The organism is Ruminococcus sp. 8Y-12 (assembly GCF_058119865.1).
The window spans coordinates 3,977,977-4,000,000 of record NZ_CM176623.1 but is presented as its reverse complement, the minus strand read 5'-3'; the positions used below and the strand labels follow the sequence as shown (position 1 = coordinate 4,000,000).

At 48.1% G+C, this 22,024-nt stretch carries 17 protein-coding genes, 1 rRNA gene and 1 riboswitch (1 of these 19 cut by a window edge); of the genes, 17 read left to right on the top strand and 1 reads right to left on the bottom strand.

What is annotated here, in order from left to right:
- The 14 genes from AC0THY_RS16045 to AC0THY_RS15980 all read left to right on the top strand — a co-directional run.
- A 23S ribosomal RNA gene (locus AC0THY_RS16045) occupies positions 1 to 2,190 on the top strand (it extends 699 nt beyond the left edge of the window).
- Between the two features lie 172 nt (positions 2,191 to 2,362).
- On the top strand, positions 2,363 to 3,502 hold the full coding sequence (locus AC0THY_RS16040) for a hypothetical protein (protein WP_489991605.1): 1,140 nt from the start codon (positions 2,363 to 2,365) through the stop codon (positions 3,500 to 3,502).
- Between the two features lie 3 nt (positions 3,503 to 3,505).
- Entirely contained in the window at positions 3,506 to 3,673 is a 168-nt protein-coding gene (locus AC0THY_RS16035) for a lysozyme inhibitor LprI family protein (RefSeq protein WP_489991604.1), read from the top strand.
- 71 nt (positions 3,674 to 3,744) lie between these two features.
- Positions 3,745 to 3,841, top strand: a riboswitch (purine riboswitch).
- A 134-nt stretch (positions 3,842 to 3,975) separates the two neighbouring features.
- Positions 3,976 to 5,370 carry an NAD(P)/FAD-dependent oxidoreductase gene (locus AC0THY_RS16030; RefSeq protein ID WP_489991603.1) on the top strand — a complete coding sequence of 465 codons (1,395 nt, stop codon included), beginning with the start codon at positions 3,976 to 3,978 and terminating at the stop codon, positions 5,368 to 5,370.
- A gap of 26 nt (positions 5,371 to 5,396) precedes the next feature.
- Positions 5,397 to 5,936 (top strand): hypothetical protein, encoded by a 540-nt coding sequence (locus tag AC0THY_RS16025; RefSeq protein WP_489991602.1) that lies wholly within the window; start codon positions 5,397 to 5,399, stop codon positions 5,934 to 5,936.
- Positions 5,937 to 6,353: 417 nt separating this feature from the next.
- Complete coding sequence (locus AC0THY_RS16020) at positions 6,354 to 6,659, top strand: WXG100 family type VII secretion target (protein WP_489991601.1); 306 nt, start codon at positions 6,354 to 6,356, stop codon at positions 6,657 to 6,659.
- A gap of 105 nt (positions 6,660 to 6,764) precedes the next feature.
- Complete coding sequence (locus AC0THY_RS16015; RefSeq protein ID WP_489991600.1) at positions 6,765 to 8,351, top strand: Mbeg1-like protein; 1,587 nt, start codon at positions 6,765 to 6,767, stop codon at positions 8,349 to 8,351.
- The gene (locus AC0THY_RS16010; protein WP_489991599.1) at positions 8,348 to 8,671 is read left to right on the top strand and encodes a WXG100 family type VII secretion target; all 324 of its coding nucleotides are present in this window, start codon (positions 8,348 to 8,350) and stop codon (positions 8,669 to 8,671) included. Before AC0THY_RS16015 ends, AC0THY_RS16010 begins: the two co-directional genes overlap by 4 nt.
- A gap of 12 nt (positions 8,672 to 8,683) precedes the next feature.
- The gene (locus tag AC0THY_RS16005; RefSeq protein WP_489991598.1) at positions 8,684 to 8,995 is read left to right on the top strand and encodes a hypothetical protein; all 312 of its coding nucleotides are present in this window, start codon (positions 8,684 to 8,686) and stop codon (positions 8,993 to 8,995) included.
- Positions 8,996 to 9,553: 558 nt separating this feature from the next.
- Positions 9,554 to 11,077: an alanine/glycine:cation symporter family protein gene (locus AC0THY_RS16000; RefSeq protein ID WP_489991597.1), complete on the top strand. Its 1,524-nt coding sequence runs from the start codon at positions 9,554 to 9,556 to the stop codon at positions 11,075 to 11,077.
- 147 nt (positions 11,078 to 11,224) lie between these two features.
- On the top strand, positions 11,225 to 11,860 hold the full coding sequence (locus tag AC0THY_RS15995; protein WP_489991596.1) for a phosphoribosyltransferase: 636 nt from the start codon (positions 11,225 to 11,227) through the stop codon (positions 11,858 to 11,860).
- Between the two features lie 195 nt (positions 11,861 to 12,055).
- Positions 12,056 to 12,676, top strand: a complete 621-nt coding sequence (hisH, locus tag AC0THY_RS15990) for an imidazole glycerol phosphate synthase subunit HisH (protein WP_489991595.1) — start codon at positions 12,056 to 12,058, stop codon at positions 12,674 to 12,676.
- Positions 12,677 to 13,438 (top strand): imidazole glycerol phosphate synthase subunit HisF, encoded by a 762-nt coding sequence (gene hisF / locus AC0THY_RS15985; RefSeq protein ID WP_489991594.1) that lies wholly within the window; start codon positions 12,677 to 12,679, stop codon positions 13,436 to 13,438.
- Positions 13,439 to 13,537: 99 nt separating this feature from the next.
- On the top strand, positions 13,538 to 14,212 hold the full coding sequence (locus AC0THY_RS15980) for a uracil-DNA glycosylase (protein WP_489991593.1): 675 nt from the start codon (positions 13,538 to 13,540) through the stop codon (positions 14,210 to 14,212).
- 76 nt (positions 14,213 to 14,288) lie between these two features.
- Here AC0THY_RS15980 and AC0THY_RS15975 read toward each other — a convergent pair whose 3' ends face one another.
- The gene (locus AC0THY_RS15975) at positions 14,289 to 18,521 is read right to left on the bottom strand and encodes an acyl-CoA dehydratase activase-related protein (RefSeq protein WP_489991592.1); all 4,233 of its coding nucleotides are present in this window, start codon (positions 18,519 to 18,521) and stop codon (positions 14,289 to 14,291) included.
- Positions 18,522 to 18,827: 306 nt separating this feature from the next.
- On the opposite strand from AC0THY_RS15975, the gene tgt reads away from it, so the two are divergent.
- The 3 genes from tgt (at position 18,828) to AC0THY_RS15960 (ending at position 22,023) form a co-directional block, all read left to right on the top strand.
- Complete coding sequence (gene tgt, locus AC0THY_RS15970) at positions 18,828 to 19,967, top strand: tRNA guanosine(34) transglycosylase Tgt (RefSeq protein WP_489991591.1); 1,140 nt, start codon at positions 18,828 to 18,830, stop codon at positions 19,965 to 19,967.
- Positions 19,968 to 20,242: 275 nt separating this feature from the next.
- Positions 20,243 to 20,518, top strand: coding sequence for a preprotein translocase subunit YajC (gene yajC / locus AC0THY_RS15965; protein ID WP_489994210.1), 276 nt, complete (start codon positions 20,243 to 20,245; stop codon positions 20,516 to 20,518).
- Between the two features lie 74 nt (positions 20,519 to 20,592).
- Positions 20,593 to 22,023, top strand: a complete 1,431-nt coding sequence (locus AC0THY_RS15960) for an ABC transporter substrate-binding protein (RefSeq protein ID WP_489991590.1) — start codon at positions 20,593 to 20,595, stop codon at positions 22,021 to 22,023.
- Position 22,024 lies beyond the last annotated feature (1 nt).

The following is a 22,024-nucleotide window of genomic DNA, read 5'->3' as shown; positions in this document are numbered from 1 at the left end:
GGTAGACCCGAAACCGGGTGATCTATCCATGTCCAGGTTGAAGTTGCCGTAAAAGGCAATGGAGGACCGAACCCACATCCGTTGAAAAGGGTGGGGATGAGGTGTGGATAGGGGAGAAATTCCAATCGAACCCGGAGATAGCTGGTTCTCCTCGAAATAGCTTTAGGGCTAGCCTCGTGTTACTCTTGTGGAGGTAGAGCACTGAATATCCTAGGGGGCGTCAAAGCTTACCGAAGATTATCAAACTCCGAATGCCATAAAGAGGATGCACGGGAGTCAGACTGCACGAGATAAGTTGGGCAGTCGAAAGGGAAAGAGCCCAGACCTCCAGCTAAGGTCCCAAAGTACGTGTTAAGTGGAAAAGGATGTGGGATTTCGAAGACAACTAGGATGTTGGCTCAGAAGCAGCCATACATTAAAAGAGTGCGTAATAGCTCACTAGTCGAGAGGTCCTGCGCCGAAAATGTCCGGGGCTGAAACACGGCACCGAAGCTGAGGAATGTATGTAAATACATTGGTAGAGGAGCATTCTTAAAGAGAAGAAGCTGTACCGAAAGGAGCAGTGGATTTTTAAGAAGAGAGAATGCCGGAATGAGTAGCGAGAGAGAGGTGAGAATCCTCTCGGCCGAATATCCAAGGTTTCCAGAGTAAAGCTGATCTGCTCTGGGTAAGTCGGGGCCTAAGGCGAGGTCGAAAGACGTAGTCGATGGACAACAGGTTGAGATTCCTGTACTATGGTATAACAGAACTGTGGGGACACGTGTGGAAAGCACAACCCGGGAGTGGAAAACCCGGGGCAAGCGGGGTAGGAGTATGATTGGAAAAACCGTCATACAATCCGAAGACGTGACGCGTACCGAACTAGAGTAGGGAAGTGTGTGAGCCATGCGTCAAGAAAAGCCGCTATTGTTTATATCATACCCGTACCGTAAACCGACACAGGTGGATGAGGAGAGAATCCTAAGGCCGACGGAAGAAGCATTGTTAAGGAACTCGGCAAAATGACCCCGTAACTTCGGGAGAAGGGGTGCCTCAGAAATGAGGCCGCAGAGAATTGGCCCAAGCAACTGTTTAGCAAAAACACAGGTCTATGCAAAACCGCAAGGTGAAGTATATGGGCTGACGCCTGCCCGGTGCTGGAAGGTTAAGGGGAGAGGTTAGCGCAAGCGAAGCTTTGAACTTAAGCCCCAGTAAACGGCGGCCGTAACTATAACGGTCCTAAGGTAGCGAAATTCCTTGTCGGGTAAGTTCCGACCCGCACGAAAGGCGTAATGATTTGGGCACTGTCTCAACAATGCATCCGGTGAAATTGAAATACCAGTGAAGATGCTGGTTACCTGCGCCAGGACGGAAAGACCCCATGGAGCTTTACTCCAGCTTGATACTGGGATTCGGTATTGCATGTACAGGATAGGTGGGAGGCAGAGAATTGGTGACGCCAGTTGCCAAGGAGCCGCTGTTGGGATACCACCCTTGCAGTATTGGGTTTCTAACTAGCCGCCGTAAACCGGCGGGAGGACAATGTCAGGCGGGGAGTTTGACTGGGGCGGTCGCCTCCGAAAGGGTATCGGAGGCGCTCAAAGGTTCCCTCAGAATGGTTGGAAACCATTCGAAGAGTGCAAAGGCAAAAGGGAGCTTGACTGCGACACCGACGGGTGGAGCAGGTACGAAAGTAGGACTTAGTGATCCGGTGGTAGAAAGTGGGATTGCCATCGCTCAACGGATAAAAGCTACCCTGGGGATAACAGGCTTATCACTCCCAAGAGTTCACATCGACGGAGTGGTTTGGCACCTCGATGTCGGCTCATCGCATCCTGGGGCTGTAGTAGGTCCCAAGGGTTGGGCTGTTCGCCCATTAAAGCGGTACGCGAGCTGGGTTCAGAACGTCGTGAGACAGTTCGGTCCCTATCCGGCGTGGGCGTAGGATATTTGAGAGGAGCTGACCTTAGTACGAGAGGACCGGGTTGGACTGACCACTGGTGTACCGGTTGTTTTGCCAAAAGCAGAGCCGGGTAGCCAAGTCGGGAAGGGATAAACGCTGAAGGCATCTAAGCGTGAAGCCCCCCTCAAGATGAGATATCCCCCGCAAAGCGGTAAGACCCCTTGAAGACGACGAGGTAGATAGGGCAGAGGTGGAAGTGCAGTAATGTATGGAGCTGACTGTTACTAATAGGTCGAAGGCTTAACCAAGAAGGTAAGGGTTAAAGAGAGTAAGAGATTACTGGAATACTAGAATACTGGTTAAGAGTAGGATAGGTAAATGGATGGTTGAATAGATCTGTGTGTGGTTTTGAAGGTATATACCGAGCCTGTAGACGTTGTTTACAGGTTTTTTTGATTATACAGAAAAGAGGAGTATAGAGTGAAGAAAAATAGAGGACGAAAAGTCTGTACATTGCTTATTTTTGCCGTACTGCTTGCAGGATGCAGCGCTGGTCGGGAGGTTGAAAAAAATCCTTCTGGTATGTCTGAGAGCAGCACATGGAAGGACAAAACACTTCCGTCAGAAGATACAGCCAAAGATACGATCAAAGAGACTGAGAAACATGAGGCGCAAGCAGAAACAGAGACTACGCAGGAGAGTCAGACAGCCGATGTAAGTGCTGGAGAAATAGAGATGTACCGTTCATATGCCGATATACTCCAGACTTACCAGACCCAGGTAGAACAAACATATAATACAGGTTCCGTTGATGCGGTATCTGAGGAAATAAATGTGGAATTTATAATGAGCCTCTCCACTGTACAAGACAAAAAGACAGCCTATGCGGGTTTCCAATTGTATGATTTGAATAGCGATGGCACTCCAGAGCTCTTTATTGGTTTAAACTATGAAGATCCGCAGGCTGATCTATTTGTCTATGATGTGTTCACTTATTCTGATGGAAAACGAATCCGTTTGATGGAAAATATAGGATACAGAGCAGGCACCTGCATTCTCTGCGTAGGTGGTGTGATTCGTGATGCTTCTTCTGGGGGAGCAGCTCATTCTATGGAAGACTACTATTTACTTCCTGCACGTGGTACGGAATTGGAGCTAATTGAGAGCATATCCCTACACGGGGATGACAACGATTACAATCAGATCCGATATTATCACGACAATGAGGGAGATTCTGCGAATGAGATCTCAGAGGAAGAGTATCAGGAGATTCGGGATAAATATGTGGAGCTTAAAGGCATTAGATCCTATCAGGCGACTGCGGACAATGTGCAAATGCTGCAGAGAGGAGAACTGGAGTGGATAACAACACCTTCAGAAAGTACGTCAGAGAAGGAAGAAAATGAGGACGAGTCTGCAGAGGGGGAAAAGTATTTCTCCGGTCTTGCGGATCTGGAGACAGAAGAACAGGAACTCTATAGCAGTATTTCCGGTGATACAGTGAGCATTAATAAGGCGTTAGATACGGTTTACACCTGGTGGGATGAGAAACTGAATGAAATCTACCAGATTCTGAAGGGCAGCCTGAGTGAAAAAGATGCGAAAGCCCTTGTACAGTAGGAATTGGAATGGATCGATTATCGGGATGCCCAGGCACAGAAGGCTTGGGATGAGTTTGCAGATGAAAAGACCCAGCAGGTAGGGACAGGGGCAACGGCTGCATATATGGGAAAAAGTATTGAGATCACAAAAGAGAGAGTTTATGATCTGGCCCGCAGGGTATATGGATAGCCTGCTGTACAATCTCATAGTATATTATCTGCAGTAAAAATAAAATTTATCTTGCAAAAATGATCAGATACATTTAAAATAATAGAGGTATATATATAAATTCACAATCAGGGTGAGTGTTTCTACCAACTGCCGTAACAGTTGACTATATATCCCTTACAATACAGGGATTGTATAGCCGAATGTGAGGTGGTTTTTTTGTGTATACTGAAATATGGATGTGGAGGTCAGAAGGTAACTGATCTTATGAGGTATAAAAATGAAAGATGCCTGAAATACAGGAAGAAAAATGGAGGTAAAGTATGCAAATGTATGATATAGTGATAGTTGGTGCGGGACCTGCGGGGATTTTTACTGCTCTGGAGTTGATTCGAAAAAAACCGGAGAGCAGAATTATTATGATCGAGAAGGGAAAACCCATTGAGGACCGGCACTGTCCAAAGACGAAGACAAAAAAATGTGTAAACTGTAAACCTTACTGTCATATTACCACCGGGTTTTCAGGGGCTGGGGCTTTCTCTGACGGAAAGCTGTCTCTGAGCTATGAAGTGGGCGGGGAACTGCCAGAGCTTATCGGCGAGGAGTTTGCTCAGCAGATGATTGAATACACGGATAAAATCTACCTGGAGTTTGGCGCAGATGAGCATGTAGAAGGCGCAGAGCAGAATGATGAGGTAAAGGAGATCCGCAGGCGCGCCATCGGCGCAGGGCTGAAGCTGGTGGACTGTCCCATCCGCCATCTGGGTACGGAAAAAGCACAGTTGATTTATAAATCAATTGAAGACTATTTACAGGAAAAAGGCGTGGAGATGATTTTTGGTTGCCACTGCGCAAATATTATACTGGAACAGGATGAATGCAGGGGTGTGATAATACAGGATGGAAGCAGTGAGCGTAAGATCCTTGGAAAGCATACGGTGATCGCAACTGGCCGACGTGGTGCAGACTGGCTGGAGAAGCTTTGCGCGGAGCATGACATTGCCCACCAGCCCGGCACAGTGGATATCGGGGTGCGTGTGGAGGTGCGCAATGAGATCATGGAGAGGGTCAACAATGTTCTCTATGAGTCAAAGCTCATCGGCTATCCCAAGCCGTTTAAAAATAAAGTCCGCACCTTCTGCCAGAATCCCGGAGGTTTTGTGAGCCAGGAGAACTATGACAATGATCTGGCTGTGGTCAATGGCCATTCCTATAAAGATTTAAAATCCAACAACACTAACCTGGCGATTCTGTGTTCCCACAATTTCAATGCGCCCTTTAACCAGCCCATTGAGTACGCCAGAAAAGTGGGAGAGCTGACCAACATGCTGGGGGCCGGGCATATCCTGGTACAGAGGTATGGGGATATCCTGGATGGGAAGAGGACTTGGCCAAAGGAGCTGTCCAGGTCCAACGTAAAGCCCTCTCTTCCGGATGCGGAGGCAGGGGATATCACTGCCGCCATGCCTTACCGAGCCATGTTAAATATCATTAATTTTATCAAGGCAGTGGATGAGGTAGTGCCTGGTTTTGCATCGGAGGAGACACTTTTGTACTCTCCGGAATTGAAGTTCTACAGCAATCGTGTTAAAATGGACAAGGATTTTAACACCAACATAGCCGGGCTACACTGTCTGGGAGATTCCAGCGGCTGGACCAGAGGACTGATGATGGCCTCCGTCATGGGAGTACTGATGGGGCAGAGGCTGGCTGAGTAATAGATAGAAGAAGCGGAGAGTAACAAATGCAGAGTCAGATAAAGGAACAAATAAAAGAACAGATCAAAGAGGCTGAGCTGGTATTGGTAGGTATCGGAGAGGAGTTGTCAGCTGCAAAGGCAGGCAGGGATATGGTGCTTGCCGCGTACACTCGATTGGCAGAACTACTGGAAGGAAAAGATTTTTTTCTGGTGACATTGAATACGGATGATTTGATTTATGCGTCTTCCCTGCCAAGTGATCGCATCGTGGCACCCTGTGGCAGCGAAGAGGCGGGGAATGTGGTGACAAATGAAAATTATGATGAGTCCGGATATCTTCCTCAGTGGCAGGCCTATACCAAATGGCTGGAGAATACCCTGCATAGGAAACTATGTATTCTGGAGTTGGGGGTGGGCTTTCAATACCCGCAGGTGATCCGTTTTGCCTTTGAGAAAGCTGCGTATTTTAACCAAAAATCCAGTTTTGTGCGGGTGCACAGCAAGCTGGCCCAGTTGGTTCCGGAGCTTAAAGACAGAGGGATTTCTGTGCAGGAGACCCCGGTAGACTTGCTGATGAAGCTGTAAGGTAAATGGAGGCTTTTCAGTTGGTCTGTGGATTTGTGAAACTTGTTGTAAAAGAATAATAAAAGAAAACAGAAGAAATTTGTGACAGCCGTGGATTATATGGAAATCCACGGCTGTTTTCTGTATAGAAGACAACACTTATAAAAGATGGATATTATATACTATATGAACAATGGATTGAAACGACAACAGAGAAAGTGAATGAAAACTTTTTTGATAAGATGCAAAAAAAGCGCCAACCTTTCATAGACTTAATTGATTCTTTAAGGAAGCGGACTTGCCGTTTGGAGAGATATTTCAATTATAAATACAATGGCCCCTGAGTATGAATAGAAACAGGCAGAGGATGAGACAGACATGTGGTATGTCCTTTAGGTAGGGGGCAGGATATTTAATTGGAAATCAGGGGGGAATGATATGTCAGAGAGCTATCTTACAATGGATACGGATCTATTAAAGCAGGATATAAACACCTTTCACATACAAATGGAAACCTTCTGCCAGGAGATGGAGGCTATGAGGGGGGAGATCAATCAAATTACTTCTATGTGGGAAGAACCTGCAAGCCAAAGCTTTGTCGCACAGATGGCAAAGGACTATCAGCGGATGGCAGAGATCTGCAGGGAAATAGAGGGGTTTCTGCACTGTATGGAAGAGGCGTACAAGGCATTTATAGGATGTGAAAATGAAATTGCGGATGCCATAGCCTCACTGCGGTTATGAGTAAGAAAAGGTAAAGCAAGTAAGGAACAGTATGTACGGAGGGCCTGGATTGAGATGAATGAGAGGCTTGGGTATTTAAGGAAAGAGTGGAAAGAGGGGGCGTTAATGGAACATTACAGTAGGGAATACATTTCCACGCTGCTCGGCAGCTTTATGTATCTTGGTTCCCCAAATGTCAACCGGGATGGTTATGACACACTTGGAGATGTGCTGAACCGGATGGAGGGCAATACGAGCGGGGAATACCAGATTCTCCGGGATGCACTAAAACGGGATACCACCGGGGAGTTGAAAAATTTAAGAATCAGCGATACTTCCTGGAGTATGGGAGGAGAGTTTGAAAATACAGGCGCGTGCCTGTTTACCAACCCGTGCAGGGGAGACCGCTATGTGGTATTCCGGGGCACCCAGGATGGAGAATGGCTGGATAATGCGGTTGCAATGGCATCACAGGCTTCTAAACAGCAGAAAAATGCCACGTTATATTTTGACAGCCTTGTCAAAAGATACGGCTGGACCCAGAAGAATGGTATTGTCCTGACAGGTCATTCCAAGGGAGGAAACAAGGCACAGTTTGTAACTCTGGACGCAAAGTTCAAGCACTTGATTGATGAAGTCTACTCTCTGGACGGTCAGGGGTTTTCACCGGAGGCTGTGGCCTTTTACAAGGAGTCTCTGGGTGATGAATATGACAGCGCAATCAAAAAGATGCGGGCAATAAACGGAGAAAATGACTATGTGCATCCTCTCGGAATTACCATTATCCCGGAGGAACAGACACAGTATATTAAGCAGGAAACAAAGGAGAACCCCATGGACTATCATTTTGCCTGCAATCTTTTTGAGAAAAGGGACGGTACATATACCTCTAAGGTCATGGAGGAGGCAGACGGGGAGGGAACCCTGGCAAAAACCATGCGGAGGACATCCGGATATCTGATGACTCTGGACCGGGAGGACCGGGAGGATGCGGCAAAGACCATTATGCAGGCCATTGAATTGATCAACGGTGGAAAAATAGTTGGGTTTGATGGAGAAAACGGTTTTCTGGAAACACTTCCCTTTCTGGTAAACACGTCCGGAAAATTGCTGCTGGTGCTGGTTTCATCCTGGGCCGTGGAGGAGCTGTCCAGTCATGTGGCTGGAATATTTGAAAAGTTCTTTGGGGGTTCAGCGGACATGCGCACCTTTATCAGCTTGATCACAGCAGCGAATTTTATACTGCCCCTGAGGCCATTTACAGCAGGGTCTGTAAAACTGCTGGAGAAGGTCTATGACTTTGTAAGTGAGAAGGTGGAAGGCACCATGGTTGGATATTTTGTAGAGTGCTTTAAGCACTTTACGGAAATCCTGGGAACGCTGCCATCCGTGATTGAAAGAGAGGCAGGAGGCTGTGCAAGAGCAGACTATGAGGTTCACCTCTCCATCTTGGAGGGCCAGGCCGGGGAGCTGGCTGATCAGGCGGCAGCAGTTTCAGAAATACGGGAGGAACTAAAGGCTCAGAGAGATAGGACACAGTTGATTATAAAATTTAACCCAATCATGCAGTATCACTTTATAAAAGCGGATTTTAAGCTGGGGCAGTACGGCAGAAAGCTGGAGCTCATGGGGCTTTGCCTGATGCAGACAGGTAGGCTTTACCAGGAGGCGGAGCGGCTGGTAATGAACAGCTATGAGGGAGGTGTCGCATGAGTGAGCAGAGTAGAAGTCTAAAGGTACGTTCAGAGCAAATGAACCAGTGGATAGAGGGCCTTGGGAGGCGCATTTCTGTTATGGAGAGCTGTTTTCGGAACCTGACCCAGTTAGCAGCGGGATCACAGGCGTACTGGAGCGGAAGCGCGGGGGAAGCACACAGGTCTGCGTTTTTGGAGTATCAGGAGGACATGGATGAGATCCTGTCCCGGATGAGGGAGGAGCTTATGAATCTGCAGAATATTTTGACTAACTATCAGGAAACGGAGCGGAGCGAGGAGGTGTCGGTACAGGAGCCCCCTCTGGAAGTGATTTTGTGACGGGAGGTGCAGATGGACGGTATTTACATTGATTTTAATCAGGCTAAGCGAGAGGCGGATGTGATTGAGGAGCTGGCAGACAGGATGAGGGGTAGGGTAATATTGGATTTTGATGAGAGTATGGAGGCGGTAGCCGGGTGCTGGAAGGGGGAGAATGCCGCTGCTTATCTGAGGAAGGGGGAGGCTATGCGGGAACACCTTCTGCAGACGGCGGAGGACATACAGGCGGTGGCGGACAGTGTGAGGAACACAGCCAGAATTCTTTTTGAGGCAGAGGAGAAGGCAAAACAGATGGCAGGCCAATTGTCTTCCCCAGAGTCGTGAAGCTCTATCTGGCCGCTGCGTTTCTGGGAGTACCTACCATGGTGGAAATGGCAGAGATTTGGTATCTGTAGGATTTAATGAAAGAAAAAGCAGAACTAAAAAGGGGAAAAATAGGAAAAAATTACAGAAAAATATTGACGTGCTGTAAATTCTTTAATATACTTTTAACGTATTTGTTGTGCAAATCCTGGACAGCGGTCGGCTGGGAGGAATCGGTATCCCTCACTGCCATGGGGGCAATCTATGCATCTATAAATGATGTAGCCGCATGACATGAAATTACTGAGAGAAGATTGAAACAATACGTATGCGGCGCCTGCATAAGATACCGGGTATGGCTTAGAACAGCATGTGAAAGCATGGGACAGTATGATATGGTGGAGTATCCTAAGGGTATACTCCATTTTTTTCTATCCGGTGTTCTGGGGATGGCAGAAGCGTGAAGCTGCACCCAAACATGTGGAGCATATGAATGACACTCAGAGTAGGTTGTGTGCTTTTTTGACAGTAGGTGGAGGCGTACAAAATGCAGTGGGAGTAAACTTAGGAGGAGAGAAAATGATAAAAATGATAACAGAGATCAACGATGCCGTAAATGGTGTTGTCTGGGGAATCCCTATGCTGGTCTTAATTCTGGCCACAGGAATTTTTATGTCCGTTGGACTGCGTTTTTTCCAGATTACCAGGTTTAAAATCTGGATGAATGAGACCTTTCTGGCAATTTTTAAGAAGAAGCATGTGACGGCACACACTGGGAAAAAGGAGAAGTCAATCTCACAGTTTCAGGCAGTATCCACAGCTCTGGCAGCCACCATCGGGGTGGGAAATATTGCGGGAGTCAGCAGCGCGCTCATTGTTGGCGGGGCAGGGACGGTGTTCTGGATGTGGATCTCCGCGCTCTTTGGAATGATGACGAGTTTTTCTGAGAACGTGCTGGGAATCTACTATAGAAGAAAAAACATAAAAGGGGAGTGGTCCGGGGGAGCCATGTATTATCTCAGGGACGGACTGGGAGGCAGAAAGAACTGTAAGCTGTTGGGAAGGATATTGGCAGCACTCTTTGCACTGTTTTGTATGCTTGCGTCCTTTGGCATTGGAAATATGACCCAGGTGCATGAGATTACCAGTTCTCTGATGGATGGTTTTCATCTGCCGGAGACGGTGTTTGGGATTTCGCTTCCGCTGATCATTGGTATCCTTCTGGCCATTGTAGCTTCTCTGGTCATTCTGGGCGGTATCAAATCAATCGGGAATGTTACGGAGAAAATTGTTCCCTTTATGGCGGGAATGTACATATTAGGGACCCTATTTATTCTAATCATGAACATCAAAGCAGTACCGGATGTGTTCGGCGCTATCTTTAAGAGTGCATTTGGCCTTCAGGCAGTGGCAGGAGCTACAGTGGGGCTTTTGATCAAAAATGCGGTAACCTTAGGCTTTAAGAGGGGGATCTTTTCCAATGAGGCGGGGCTTGGGTCCTCAGTTATGGTGAACTCTGCATCCAATGTAAAGGAGCCTGTGGTTCAAGGAATGTGGGGGATCTTTGAGGTGTTTTTTGACACCATTATTGTGTGTACCCTGACGGCATTTGCTGTGCTCAGTTCTGGACTCATCAATCTGGAGACAGGGGAAGCTCTGACCGGAGCCACAGGCGCGTCCCTGGTGAGTGAGGCTTTGTCCAGGGGAATTGGAGAATACGCGGGCATCTTTGTAGCGATTGCCATTGTACTCTTTGCGTTCTCCACTGTTTTGGGTTGGTCCTTTTATGGGACAAAGGCCTGTGAGTATCTGTTCGGCACCAAGGCAACGCTTGTCTATAAGATGGCGTTTATCGTCTGCATTGTATTTGGAGCTACTATGAGCTTTGAACTGGCATGGAATATTGCGGACACGCTGAACGGTTTGATGGCAATTCCCAACCTGATCGGTGTGCTGGCGCTGTCAGGGACTGTGTTTGCGGTTACTAAAAACTATCTGGCCAGGAAGGTGAAAAGGACGGATACGAAATTGAAACCAATGCTGTCCGCATTTGAGGAGATACAAAGAGAGCAGGAGGGGGAGCTGGCCAGGGAGGAAGAGTAAGTTGCGTGTGGTCTGTGCTGGCTGGCTGCCCGGGGGAATAAAATAGCGGAAATTGTATTTTAATTTTGGAGAATATATGGTAAGATATTTATGTATATATCCGGTAAAGTGTCAGACAAATCCTTTAAGGAAAAGGAGGAATTGCGCATGGAAATGATTAAGGTACATTCAAAGCTGGACCCCAAAGTAGTGATGAAGATCATACAGGGCCATTTTGCAACGAGTCACTCTCATATCAATTACTACATTGACCTGACAACGCTGAAGGCCAGACAGAACGAGGCGGAAGCGGCGGCAGCGCTGATGGCCAGAGATTATGAAGCAACTACGGTGATTGATACAATTGTGTGCATGGAGGGATGCGAAATCATCGGCGCCTACCTTGCACAGGAGCTCACAAAAGGGGGAGTCCTCTCTGTGAACCAGCATCAGACGATTTACATCATGACACCTGAGATCAATGTGAATGGACAGTTGATTTTCAGGGACAATATGCAGCCCATGATCAGAGGAAAGCATGTGCTGCTGCTTCTTGCCAATGTGACTACAGGACAGACGCTGAACCAGAGTCTGGAGTGTCTGCAGTATTACGGTGCGAATGTGGTTGGAATCTCTGCTATATTCAGCGCGATTACCTCTGCGAGGATGCTAAAGGTAAATTCTGTCTTTAATGAAAAGGATATTCCCGACTACAAGACTTTTGACCCAAGAAATTGTCCGGTCTGCCAGCAGGGGAAAAAGATTGATGCCATTGTGAATGGATATGGGTATTCGGAGATTTAGCGAACAGAAGATTTTTCGTTGTTTTGAAAGATGAAATATGCTAAACTATAGGGAAGTGCCGCACAGGAGGGTGCCTGCGGTATTTCCCTTTCTGTATGCCTCAGTATGCAAAAGACAATAGTGGCAGGCTTTCCTTGCAACTTTGTATACAGGACAGGTGCAGGCGTGTTAGAACAGCAGATGAGGAGTGAAAATATGATCGCTATTATTGACTACGATGCCGGAAATTTGAAAAGTGTGGAAAAGGCGCTGGTTCATCTGGGGGAGGAACCGGTGATTTCTAGAGACAGGGATGTGATTTTGAGAGCGGACAAGGTGATTCTGCCCGGAGTGGGCTCCTTTGGAGATGCCATGGGGAAGCTGAAAGAGTATGGAATGGATCAGGTGATCCGTCAGGTTGTGGAAAAGAAAACGCCCTTTCTTGGAATCTGTCTGGGACTGCAGTTATTATTTGAGCGCAGCGATGAGTGCCCCGGAGTAGAAGGTCTGGGAATACTGGAAGGAGAAATCCTGCGCATTCCGGAGCATGAAGGATTGAAGATTCCACATATGGGGTGGAATTCATTGGAATTGGAGAACAACGGGAGGCTTTTTCAGGAAATTGAAGAAAAGCCCTATGTCTATTTTGTGCATTCATACTATTTAAAAGCGAAAGATCCGGAGATAGTGAAGGCATCGACCTGGTACAGTACGCAGATACATGCGTCTGTGGAGAAGGGGAATGTATTTGCCTGTCAATTCCATCCCGAGAAGAGCAGTGATCTGGGACTTCAGATACTGAAGAATTTTGCTGCCATTGGGAAGGAGGAGTGTTAGATGCTCACTAAGAGAATTATTCCGTGTCTGGATGTACATAACGGAAGGGTTGTGAAAGGGGTAAATTTTGTAAATCTGCGGGATGCGGGAGATCCGGTGGAAATTGCGGCAGCATACGACAAGGCGGGAGCGGATGAACTGGTCTTTTTGGATATCACAGCATCTTCCGATGCAAGAGCCACTGTCGCGGACATGGTGCGCAAGGTGGCGGAGAAAGTCTTTATTCCATTCACAGTGGGAGGAGGAATCAGGACGGTGGAGGATTTCAGGGCTCTCTTACGGGAGGGAGCGGATAAGATTTCCATCAATTCCTCAGCCATCAACCGGCCGGAATTGATCAGTGAAGCAGCGGACAAGTTTGGCAGCCAGTGTGTCGTGGTAGCCATCGATGCCCGCAGACGGACGGATGGAAGTGGATGGAACATCTATAAAAACGGCGGACGCATTGATGTGGGGATTGATGCCGTAGAATGGGCAATGAAGGCAGACAAGCTGGGGGCAGGGGAGATCCTTTTAACCAGCATGGACTGTGACGGGACAAAAGAGGGATACGATTTAGAATTGACCAGGACCATAGCGGAAAACGTATCCATACCTGTCATTGCTTCCGGTGGAGCAGGGAAGATGGAACATTTCTATGATGCCCTGACAGAGGGAAGAGCAGATGCAGTGTTAGCGGCATCTCTGTTTCATTACAAAGAGATGGAGATACGGGAGTTAAAAAAATACCTGAATGAGAGAGGCGTTTTTGTGCGATATTAACATATTTGTCATTTTCGACCAGGTCATTTTTCAAAACTGACCAGGTCAGTTTCGGAAATGACCTGGTCGAAACGGGAAACGAAAAAGGAGGAAGATAAGATGCCGCCGATAAGCAACGATTGGCTGGAACCATTGAAGCCGGAGTTCAGTAAACCATACTATAAAAAGCTTTATGCCACAATAAATACAGAGTACCAGACGAAAAGAATATTCCCTGCGCCGGATGATATTTTTAATGCCTTTGCGTTTACTCCTTTGAAGGAGGTAAAGGCAGTGATTTTGGGCCAGGACCCTTACCATGGGGAGGGCCAGGCACACGGTCTGTGTTTTTCTGTAAAGCCGGATGTGGAGATTCCCCCCTCGCTGGTGAATATTTATAAGGAGCTGCACGATGACTGCGGGTGTTATATACCCAACAACGGATATTTGACAAAGTGGGCCAAACAGGGGATTTTGATGCTGAATACAGTACTCACTGTGCGTGCGCATCAGGCCAACTCTCACAGGGGAATAGGCTGGGAGGAATTTACGGATGCAGCTATTCGTATTCTGAATGAGCAGGATCGTCCCATTGTTTTTATTTTATGGGGGAGACCCGCTCAGATGAAGCGGTCTATGTTGACAAACCCCAGACACATGATATTGGAGTCACCTCACCCAAGTCCTCTCTCGGCCAGCAGAGGATTTTTTGGAAGTAGGCCTTTCAGCAGAGCAAATAAGTTTTTAAAGGCAAATGGGATAGAGCCAATTGATTGGCAGATTGAGAATATTTAAAAATTACCCGGTCACTTTTGAAAAGTGACCGGGTAATTTTTGAAAAGTGACCAGGTAATTTCCGGAAATGACCCGGTCAAAATTGCATATTCTTCAATGCAGTGGAAAGCATCAGTTTAATTCGGTTCAGCTGGTTTACCTCACTGGCCCCTGGGTCATAGTCGATAGCTACAATATTGGAAAGCGGATACTGATGCCGTAGTTCTTTGATCACCCCTTTTCCAACCACATGGTTCGGCAGACAGCCAAAGGGCTGTGTGCATACAATGTTGTTGGTTCCGGAGTGGATCAGTTCCAACATTTCTCCGGTCAGGAACCAGCCCTCACCTGTTTGGTTTCCAAGGGATACGATGGGCTCTGCGTATTTTGCCAGATCCTGGATGCGGGCGGGTGCTGTGAAGTGCTCGCTCTTTTCCAGTTCTCTTGCGGCGGCCCTTCGAAATTGTTCCAGTGCCTTGATGCCCGCGTTGGCGATCTGGGCGGAGGATTTCTTCATTCCTAGCTCTGATGCCTTGAAATTGCTGTTGTAGAAGCAGTAGAGAAGGAAGTCCATAAGATCCGGAACCACAGCCTCCGCTCCCTCAGATTCCAGCAGGTCTACCAGGTGGTTGTTTGCTGCTGGCAGGAATTTTACTAAAATTTCTCCCACAACACCTACCTTTGGCTTTTTCACATCTGTGATGGGAAGTTGGTCAAAGTCCCGGACTATCTCACGGCACATCTTTTTAAACTGGCTGTAGGATGGGCGACGTCCTGCAATAAACTTCCTGCACCGCATCTCCCAGTTCTTGTGCAGCTTATTTGCAGATCCCTTCACCTTCTCATACGGGCGCATCCGGTAAACACAGCGCATAAACAGATCACCGAAAACCAAAGCATACATACCGCGCATGACCATGGAGTAGGAAAGCTTAAATCCTGGATTCTTCTCCAGACCGCTCAAGTTGATGGAGATAACTGGAACCTGCTCATAGCCAGCCTTCTGCAGAGCTCTTCGGATGAATCCGATATAGTTGCTGGCCCGGCAGCCACCTCCTGTCTGAGAAATCAATACCGCTGTCTTATCCAGGTCATACCTGCCGGACAAAAGAGCATCCATAATCTGACCAACCACAATAAGGGAGGGGTAGCAGGCGTCATTGTTGACATACTTCAGTCCCATATCCACAGCGGAGCGGTTATCATTGTCCAGCACCTCCAGTCGGTAGCCGGATGCGTTGAAGGCAGCTTCCAGCAGGCTGAAATGGATGGGGGACATCTGTGGGCAGAGGATGGTATAATTTTTGCGCATCTCCTCTGTGAAGACAACACGCTTCATATTGGCAGGGACAACGGTGCGCTTTATCTTCTTCTGTTCCCGCACGCGGATCGCGGAGATCAGGGAACGGATACGGATGCGCGCAGCCCCCAGGTTATTTACCTCATCGATTTTCAGACAAGTGTAAATTTTTCCTGAGTTCGATAAAATGTCACTGACCGCATCTGTGGTAACCGCATCCAGACCGCAGCCAAAAGAATTCAACTGAATCAGGTCCAAATTGTCCACGGTTTTCACATAGTTGGCAGCTGAGTAGAGCCTGCTGTGATACATCCACTGGTCCATGACGATCAGTGGACGCTCCGGGGGATTTAGGTGGGAGACTGCATCCTCCGTGAGAACTGCTATCCCATAAGAAGTGATCAGCTCCGGAATACCGTGGTTGATTTCCGAGTCAATGTGGTAAGGGCGTCCCGCCAGCACAATTCCTCTGCGGTTGTTCTCCTTCATCCAGGCCAGAGTCTCCTCGCCCTTGCGGAAAACGGCCTGACGGCATTTCTCCAGCTCATCCCAGCCCTCTTTTACAGCAGCGTTCACTTCCTCCTGGGGAATGTCAGGGAAAGACTTGATCAGCTGGCTGCGCAGGGTATCCACGCTGGTAAAGGCCATGAATGGATTGCGAAAATCGATCTTTTCCGTGCGCAGCTCATCAATATTATTCTTAATGTTCTCCGCATAGGAGGTGACGATGGGGCAGTTGTAGTGGTTGTTGGAGTCCGGAAACTCGTTTCTCTCATAAGGAATGCAGGGATAAAAAATAAACTGCACGCCCTGTTTAATCAGCCAGGTGACATGCCCGTGAGCCAGCTTGGCCGGATAGCACTCCGACTCACTGGGGATGGACTCAATACCCAGCTCATAAATCTTCCGGTTGGAGGGCGGTGAGAGGATTACCCGGTATTTCAGGGCAGTGAAGAACTTATACCAGAACGGATAGTTCTCATACATGTTCAGCACCCTGGGAATACCCACCTCACCCCGGACAGCTTCATCCGCCTCCAGGGGCTTGTAGGAAAAGAGCAGCTTGTTTTTATAATCAAACATATTGGGGATGTTTTCCTTGTTCTTCTCCTTGCCAATTCCACGCTCACACCGGTTACCACTGATGAACTGGCGACCGCCGGTAAAGCGGTTGATGGTGAGACGGCACTGGTTGGTACATCCCTTGCACTTTGCCATGGTAGTGGTGAACTGCAGTTTGTTGATCTTGTCAATGGAGAGCATGGTGGTTTCCGTTCCGTCACTGTAGCGCTCCCTGGCAATCAGGGCCGCTCCGAAAGCACCCATGATGCCCGCAATGTCCGGACGGATGGCCTCACATCCCGCTATTTTTTCAAAACTGCGGAGCACAGCGTCGTTGTAGAAGGTGCCGCCCTGCACCACAATATGCGTCCCCAGTTCCGCCGCATCGGAGACCTTGATTACTTTATAGAGGGCATTTTTGATCACAGAGTAAGCCAGACCGGCAGAGATGTCGGACACATCCGCACCCTCCTTCTGGGCCTGTTTTACCTTGGAGTTCATAAAAACTGTACAGCGGGTTCCCAGATCAATGGGATGCTTTGCAAAAAGCGCAGCCTTGGCAAAATCCTGCACGCTGTAATTTAAGGACTGGGCAAAGGTCTCAATAAAGGAACCGCATCCGGAGGAGCAGGCCTCATTGAGCTGTACACTGTCCACTGTCTGGTTTTTAATCTTAATGCACTTCATATCCTGTCCGCCGATATCCAGGATGCAGTCCACCTCAGGATCAAAAAAGGCAGCGGCATAATAGTGGGAGACGGTCTCAACCTCCCCCTCGTCCAGCATCAGCGCAGCCTTGATCAGGGCCTCGCCGTAACCTGTGGAGCAGGAGTAGACAATCTTGGCTGTGGCAGGCAGCAGTTCATAAATTTCCTTTATAGCCTGAATGGTAGTCTTTAAGGGACTGCCGTTATTGTTGCTGTAGAAAGAATACAAAAGAGAACCGTCCTCACCTACAAGGGCGGCCTTTGTGGTGGTAGAGCCTGCATCGATCCCCAGAAAGCAGTTGCCCTCGTAGGTTTCCAGATCAGCCGTCACCACATTGTACTGATTCTGGCGGTTGATGAAAGCGTCGTAGTCCTCCTGAGTTGGGAAAAGAGGCTCCATACGGGCCACCTCAAACTCCATTTTAATCTGAGACGAGAGCTTTTCAATCATGTCAGTCAGAGAGACCACCACCTCCTCATGGTAGTTCATCGCAGAACCGATGGCTGCAAAGAGGTGAGAGTTCTCGGGGACAATAGCATGCTCCTCATCCAGCTTCAAAGTGCGGACAAAGGCTTCCTTGAGCTCTGACAAAAAGTGCAAAGGCCCGCCCAGAAACGCAACGTGCCCCCGGATGGGCTTCCCGCAGGCAAGTCCACTTATGGTCTGGTTCACCACAGCCTGGAAAATGGAAGCAGAGAGGTCCTCTTTGGTGGCCCCCTCATTGATTAGGGGCTGGATATCCGACTTTGCAAACACACCGCAGCGGGCTGCGATGGAGTAGAGGGACTGGTAGTGCTTCGCGTACTCATTTAAACCAGTTGCATCTGTCTGAAGCAGGGAAGCCATCTGGTCAATGAAAGAACCGGTGCCTCCTGCACAGATACCGTTCATACGCTGTTCCACGCTGCCGCCCTCAAAATAGATGATCTTCGCGTCCTCACCGCCCAGTTCAATGGCCACATCCGTCTGGGGTGCATAGTCCTGGAGTGCTGTGGAGACAGCAATCACCTCCTGGACAAAGGGCACACCCAGGTGCTTGGCCAGAGTCAGACCGCCAGAGCCTGTGATCATGGGGGAGAGTGAGAGCTGACCTAACTGGCCATAGGCCTTTTTCAGTAGAGCCGCCAGGGTCTCCTGGATATTTGCATAGTGCCGTTCGTAGTCTGAAAACAAGAGCTTTTTATCAGGGGCCAAAATAGCGATTTTCACTGTTGTGGACCCGATATCAATTCCAAGTGTATGTAGATTTGTATTTTTCATATGTGTTTACAGGAATATCCTGTATCCTCCTTACTATGTTGCTGATCCGTAGTATAGTCTGCCGCCAGTATTCACAGTCCGGGCTATCGCTCTGCTTGCTCATACCGGCCATCCCGTCCAATGTCTCAACAGCTGTCCAGCCAATGTACGGAAATTTATAATAATAAGTAAGCTTCTTTCGCGCATACATGATTCATTATATGACAAAAAACAAAAAATAGCAAATGGAAGCTATTGCAAAAATAAGCTGTTCCATATATACTTAGAGGGCAATGTGCACAAGGTATAGACAGGAAATGGAGAAATATGTATAAATTACTGAAAAAAGATGGAAAAGCAAAAAGAGGGGAGCTGCACACCGTACATGGAGTGATCCAGACCCCTGTATTTATGAATGTGGGAACTGCGGCTGCAATAAAGGGAGCGGTCTCCACAGAGGATTTAAAAGAGATAGGAACCCAGGTGGAACTATCAAACACCTACCATCTCCACGTCAGACCCGGAGATGAGGTAGTCAAAAAAATGGGAGGACTCCACAAATTTATGGTGTGGGATCGTCCCATTCTCACGGATTCTGGCGGGTTCCAGGTATTTTCCCTGTCAGGGCTGCGCAAAATAAAGGAGGAGGGCGTATACTTCAACTCCCATGTGGACGGAAGGAAGATTTTTATGGGACCGGAGCAGAGTATGCAGATTCAGTCCAATCTGGCCTCCACCATTGCCATGGCCTTTGACGAATGCCCGTCCAGTGTTGCTTCCAGAGAATATGTGCAGTCTTCCGTGGAGAGGACTACCAGGTGGCTGCACCGCTGTAAGGCCGAGATGCAGCGCCTGAACAGTCTGGAGGATACCATCAATCCAAGCCAGATGCTGTTTGGTATCAACCAGGGAGCTGTCTATGAGGACATCCGTATCGAACACGCAAAGGAGATCGCGGCTCTGGATCTGGACGGATACGCGGTGGGCGGTTTGGCGGTAGGAGAATCCCATGAAGAGATGTATCGGATACTGGACGCCGTAGTTCCGCATCTGCCGGAGAACAAGCCTACCTATCTTATGGGAGTGGGGACACCGGCTAATATCCTGGAGGCCGTAGAGAGAGGTGTAGACTTTTTCGACTGCGTGTATCCCAGCCGGAACGGACGTCACGGACATGTGTACACCAGCCGTGGAAAGTTAAACCTCTTCAATGCAAAATACGAGCTGGATGGATCTCCCATAGAGGAGGGGTGCCAGTGCCCGGCATGCCGCCATTACAGCAGGGCCTACATCCGCCATCTGCTCAAGGCAAAAGAGATGCTGGGTATGCGTCTGTGTGTGCTGCACAATTTGTATTTTTACAATCATCTCATGGAAGAAATCCGGGGAGCCATTGATGCCGGAAAATTTCAAGAGTATAAGAGAGCGAAATTAGAAGGGCTGCATGCGGAGAATAAAAAATATTGAATTTTTTGGAAAAATGCTTGAAGAAAGACTGTAAATTGTGTATCATATAATTTACAGTGATTTTTGTAACTATTCAACAGATCTGCGCATTACTGCGCTGACCGTAAGAAAATGATTCAGGAGTGCAAAAATCCCATCACCGAAGGTGATTTTAAGCGGATTTCTGCATGTAACTGTGAAAGTACGGGACAGTTACGATATTTTACTGAAAGAAGTGTGAAGCACGAGGAGGAAGCAAGATGAACTTATTATCAGGGACAGCGGCAAGCGGCGGTATGGGAATTGGCCTCATTATCATGTACGTTGTTGTAATCGGTGGAGCAATGTACTTCCTGGCAATCAGACCCCAGAAGAAAGAGCAGAAAAGGCTCAACGCAATGCTGGCGGAAATGGAAGTTGGTGACAGTGTTGTAACCACCAGCGGTTTCTATGGAGTGGTCATTGATATTACAGATGAGGATGTCATTGTAGAATTTGGAAGCAACAAGAATTGCAGGATTCCCATGAGGAAAGCGGCAATTGCGGAGATTGAAAAACCAGACGCAGAATAAGATTACACGAAAAATGCCGGGAAGTTCGGCATTTTTTTCATAAATTAAGAAAAAGACGGAAGAGGGAGTATAATATGAAAAGATATAAGATATGTACAGCAGTCTTAATACTGGCTGCGACAGCTGTACTTGGAGGATGCCGGGAAAATAACAGCGTGAAGCTTGACCCCAAAAACCCGGTGACCGTAAAGATATGGCATTATTATTCAGGGGGACTGCAGCAGGCGTTTGAAAATCTGGTGGATGAGTTTAACTCCACGCAAGGAGAGGAACAGGGCATCGTTATTGAGCCGGAGAACCATGGTACGGTTAACGAGTTGGCGGACGAGCTGCTGGACTCAGCCAATGGGAAGGCCGGAGCGGAGGAGCTTCCGAATCTGTTCATGGGTTATGCGGATACGGTCTATGCAATAGACCAGCTGGGACTGGTGGCAGAGCTGGACGGATATTTCACCCAGGAGGAGTTAGATGAGTATGTGCCGGAATTTATTGAGGAGGGAAAGATCGGTGACAGCGAAAAACTGAAGATCTTTCCAATGGCAAAATCCACGGAAATATTTATGATGAATAAGACAGACTGGGACGTGTTTGCAGAAGAAACAAAAGCCTCACTGGAGGATTTGTCCACCGTTGAGGGAGTTACTGAGGTTGCAAAGCAGTACTATGAGTGGTCAGGCGGCAAGGCATTCTTCGGGAGAGATGCAGTTGCGAACTATATGCTCATTGGGGCCAAACAGCTGGGAGTGGAGATTTTTAATGTAAAAAACGGGACAGCTACTTTTCAGGTGGAGAGAGAGACCATGAAAAAGCTGTGGGATAACTACTACATTCCCAGCATTTATGGATATTTCGGCGCTTATGGAAAGTTCCGGTCCGATGACACAAAGGTGGGAGATCTGTTAGCGTTCGTGGGGTCCTCCTCATCTGCCGGATATTTTCCCAAAGAAGTGTTTGTCAACGAGGATGAGAGCTATCCTATAGACGCAATTGTACTCCAGGCACCGGTGTTCGAGGGAGGAGAACCCTGCGCAGTGCAGCAGGGCGCAGGAATGGCAGTGCTCCAGTCAACCAGGGAACAGGAGTACGCAGCGGTTCAGTTTATGAAGTGGTTTACCCAGGAAGAGAGGAATACCTCCTTCTCTATCCTCTCAGGATATCTGCCGGTGAAGAAAGCGGCCCTTTCACGGGAAAAGCTGGAGGAGGCGCTTGCCAACACCAAGGAACCCATTGTGGAATCCATGCAGGAGGCGCTTAAGGTTGCTGCAGATACCTGCTCGGAGAAGACGCTTTACACAAACAAGGCGTTTCAGGGAGGAACCTCTGCGAGAAAGGTGCTGGAGAGCGCCATGACAGATAAAATCGCCAGTGATGTGGCATTGATTGAAGAGAAGATGGCAGAAGGCGTAAGCAGGGAAGAGGCAGCAAAGGGATTTGACACAGAAGAAAATTTTGACAATTGGATGCAGGACTTGAAAGAAAAGTTGGATGAAACTCAGAAGGAGTAGC

Excerpts from the sequence above, each read along its gene's own strand:
- AC0THY_RS16030 (WP_489991603.1), top strand. The coding sequence starts at position 3,976 with ATGCAAATGTATGATATAGTGATAGTTGGTGCGGGACCTGCGGGGATT.
- yajC (WP_489994210.1), top strand. The coding sequence starts at position 20,243 with ATGGGAATTGGCCTCATTATCATGTACGTTGTTGTAATCGGTGGAGCA.
- AC0THY_RS16005 (WP_489991598.1), top strand. The coding sequence starts at position 8,684 with ATGGACGGTATTTACATTGATTTTAATCAGGCTAAGCGAGAGGCGGAT.
- hisH (WP_489991595.1), top strand. The coding sequence starts at position 12,056 with ATGATCGCTATTATTGACTACGATGCCGGAAATTTGAAAAGTGTGGAA.
- tgt (WP_489991591.1), top strand. The coding sequence starts at position 18,828 with ATGTATAAATTACTGAAAAAAGATGGAAAAGCAAAAAGAGGGGAGCTG.
- AC0THY_RS16020 (WP_489991601.1), top strand. The coding sequence starts at position 6,354 with ATGTCAGAGAGCTATCTTACAATGGATACGGATCTATTAAAGCAGGAT.
- AC0THY_RS15995 (WP_489991596.1), top strand. The coding sequence starts at position 11,225 with ATGGAAATGATTAAGGTACATTCAAAGCTGGACCCCAAAGTAGTGATG.
- AC0THY_RS16010 (WP_489991599.1), top strand. The coding sequence starts at position 8,348 with ATGAGTGAGCAGAGTAGAAGTCTAAAGGTACGTTCAGAGCAAATGAAC.
- AC0THY_RS15975 (WP_489991592.1), bottom strand. The coding sequence starts at position 18,521 with ATGAAAAATACAAATCTACATACACTTGGAATTGATATCGGGTCCACA.
- AC0THY_RS16025 (WP_489991602.1), top strand. The coding sequence starts at position 5,397 with ATGCAGAGTCAGATAAAGGAACAAATAAAAGAACAGATCAAAGAGGCT.
- hisF (WP_489991594.1), top strand. The coding sequence starts at position 12,677 with ATGCTCACTAAGAGAATTATTCCGTGTCTGGATGTACATAACGGAAGG.
- AC0THY_RS15960 (WP_489991590.1), top strand. The coding sequence starts at position 20,593 with ATGAAAAGATATAAGATATGTACAGCAGTCTTAATACTGGCTGCGACA.
- AC0THY_RS16000 (WP_489991597.1), top strand. The coding sequence starts at position 9,554 with ATGATAAAAATGATAACAGAGATCAACGATGCCGTAAATGGTGTTGTC.
- AC0THY_RS15980 (WP_489991593.1), top strand. The coding sequence starts at position 13,538 with ATGCCGCCGATAAGCAACGATTGGCTGGAACCATTGAAGCCGGAGTTC.
- AC0THY_RS16015 (WP_489991600.1), top strand. The coding sequence starts at position 6,765 with ATGGAACATTACAGTAGGGAATACATTTCCACGCTGCTCGGCAGCTTT.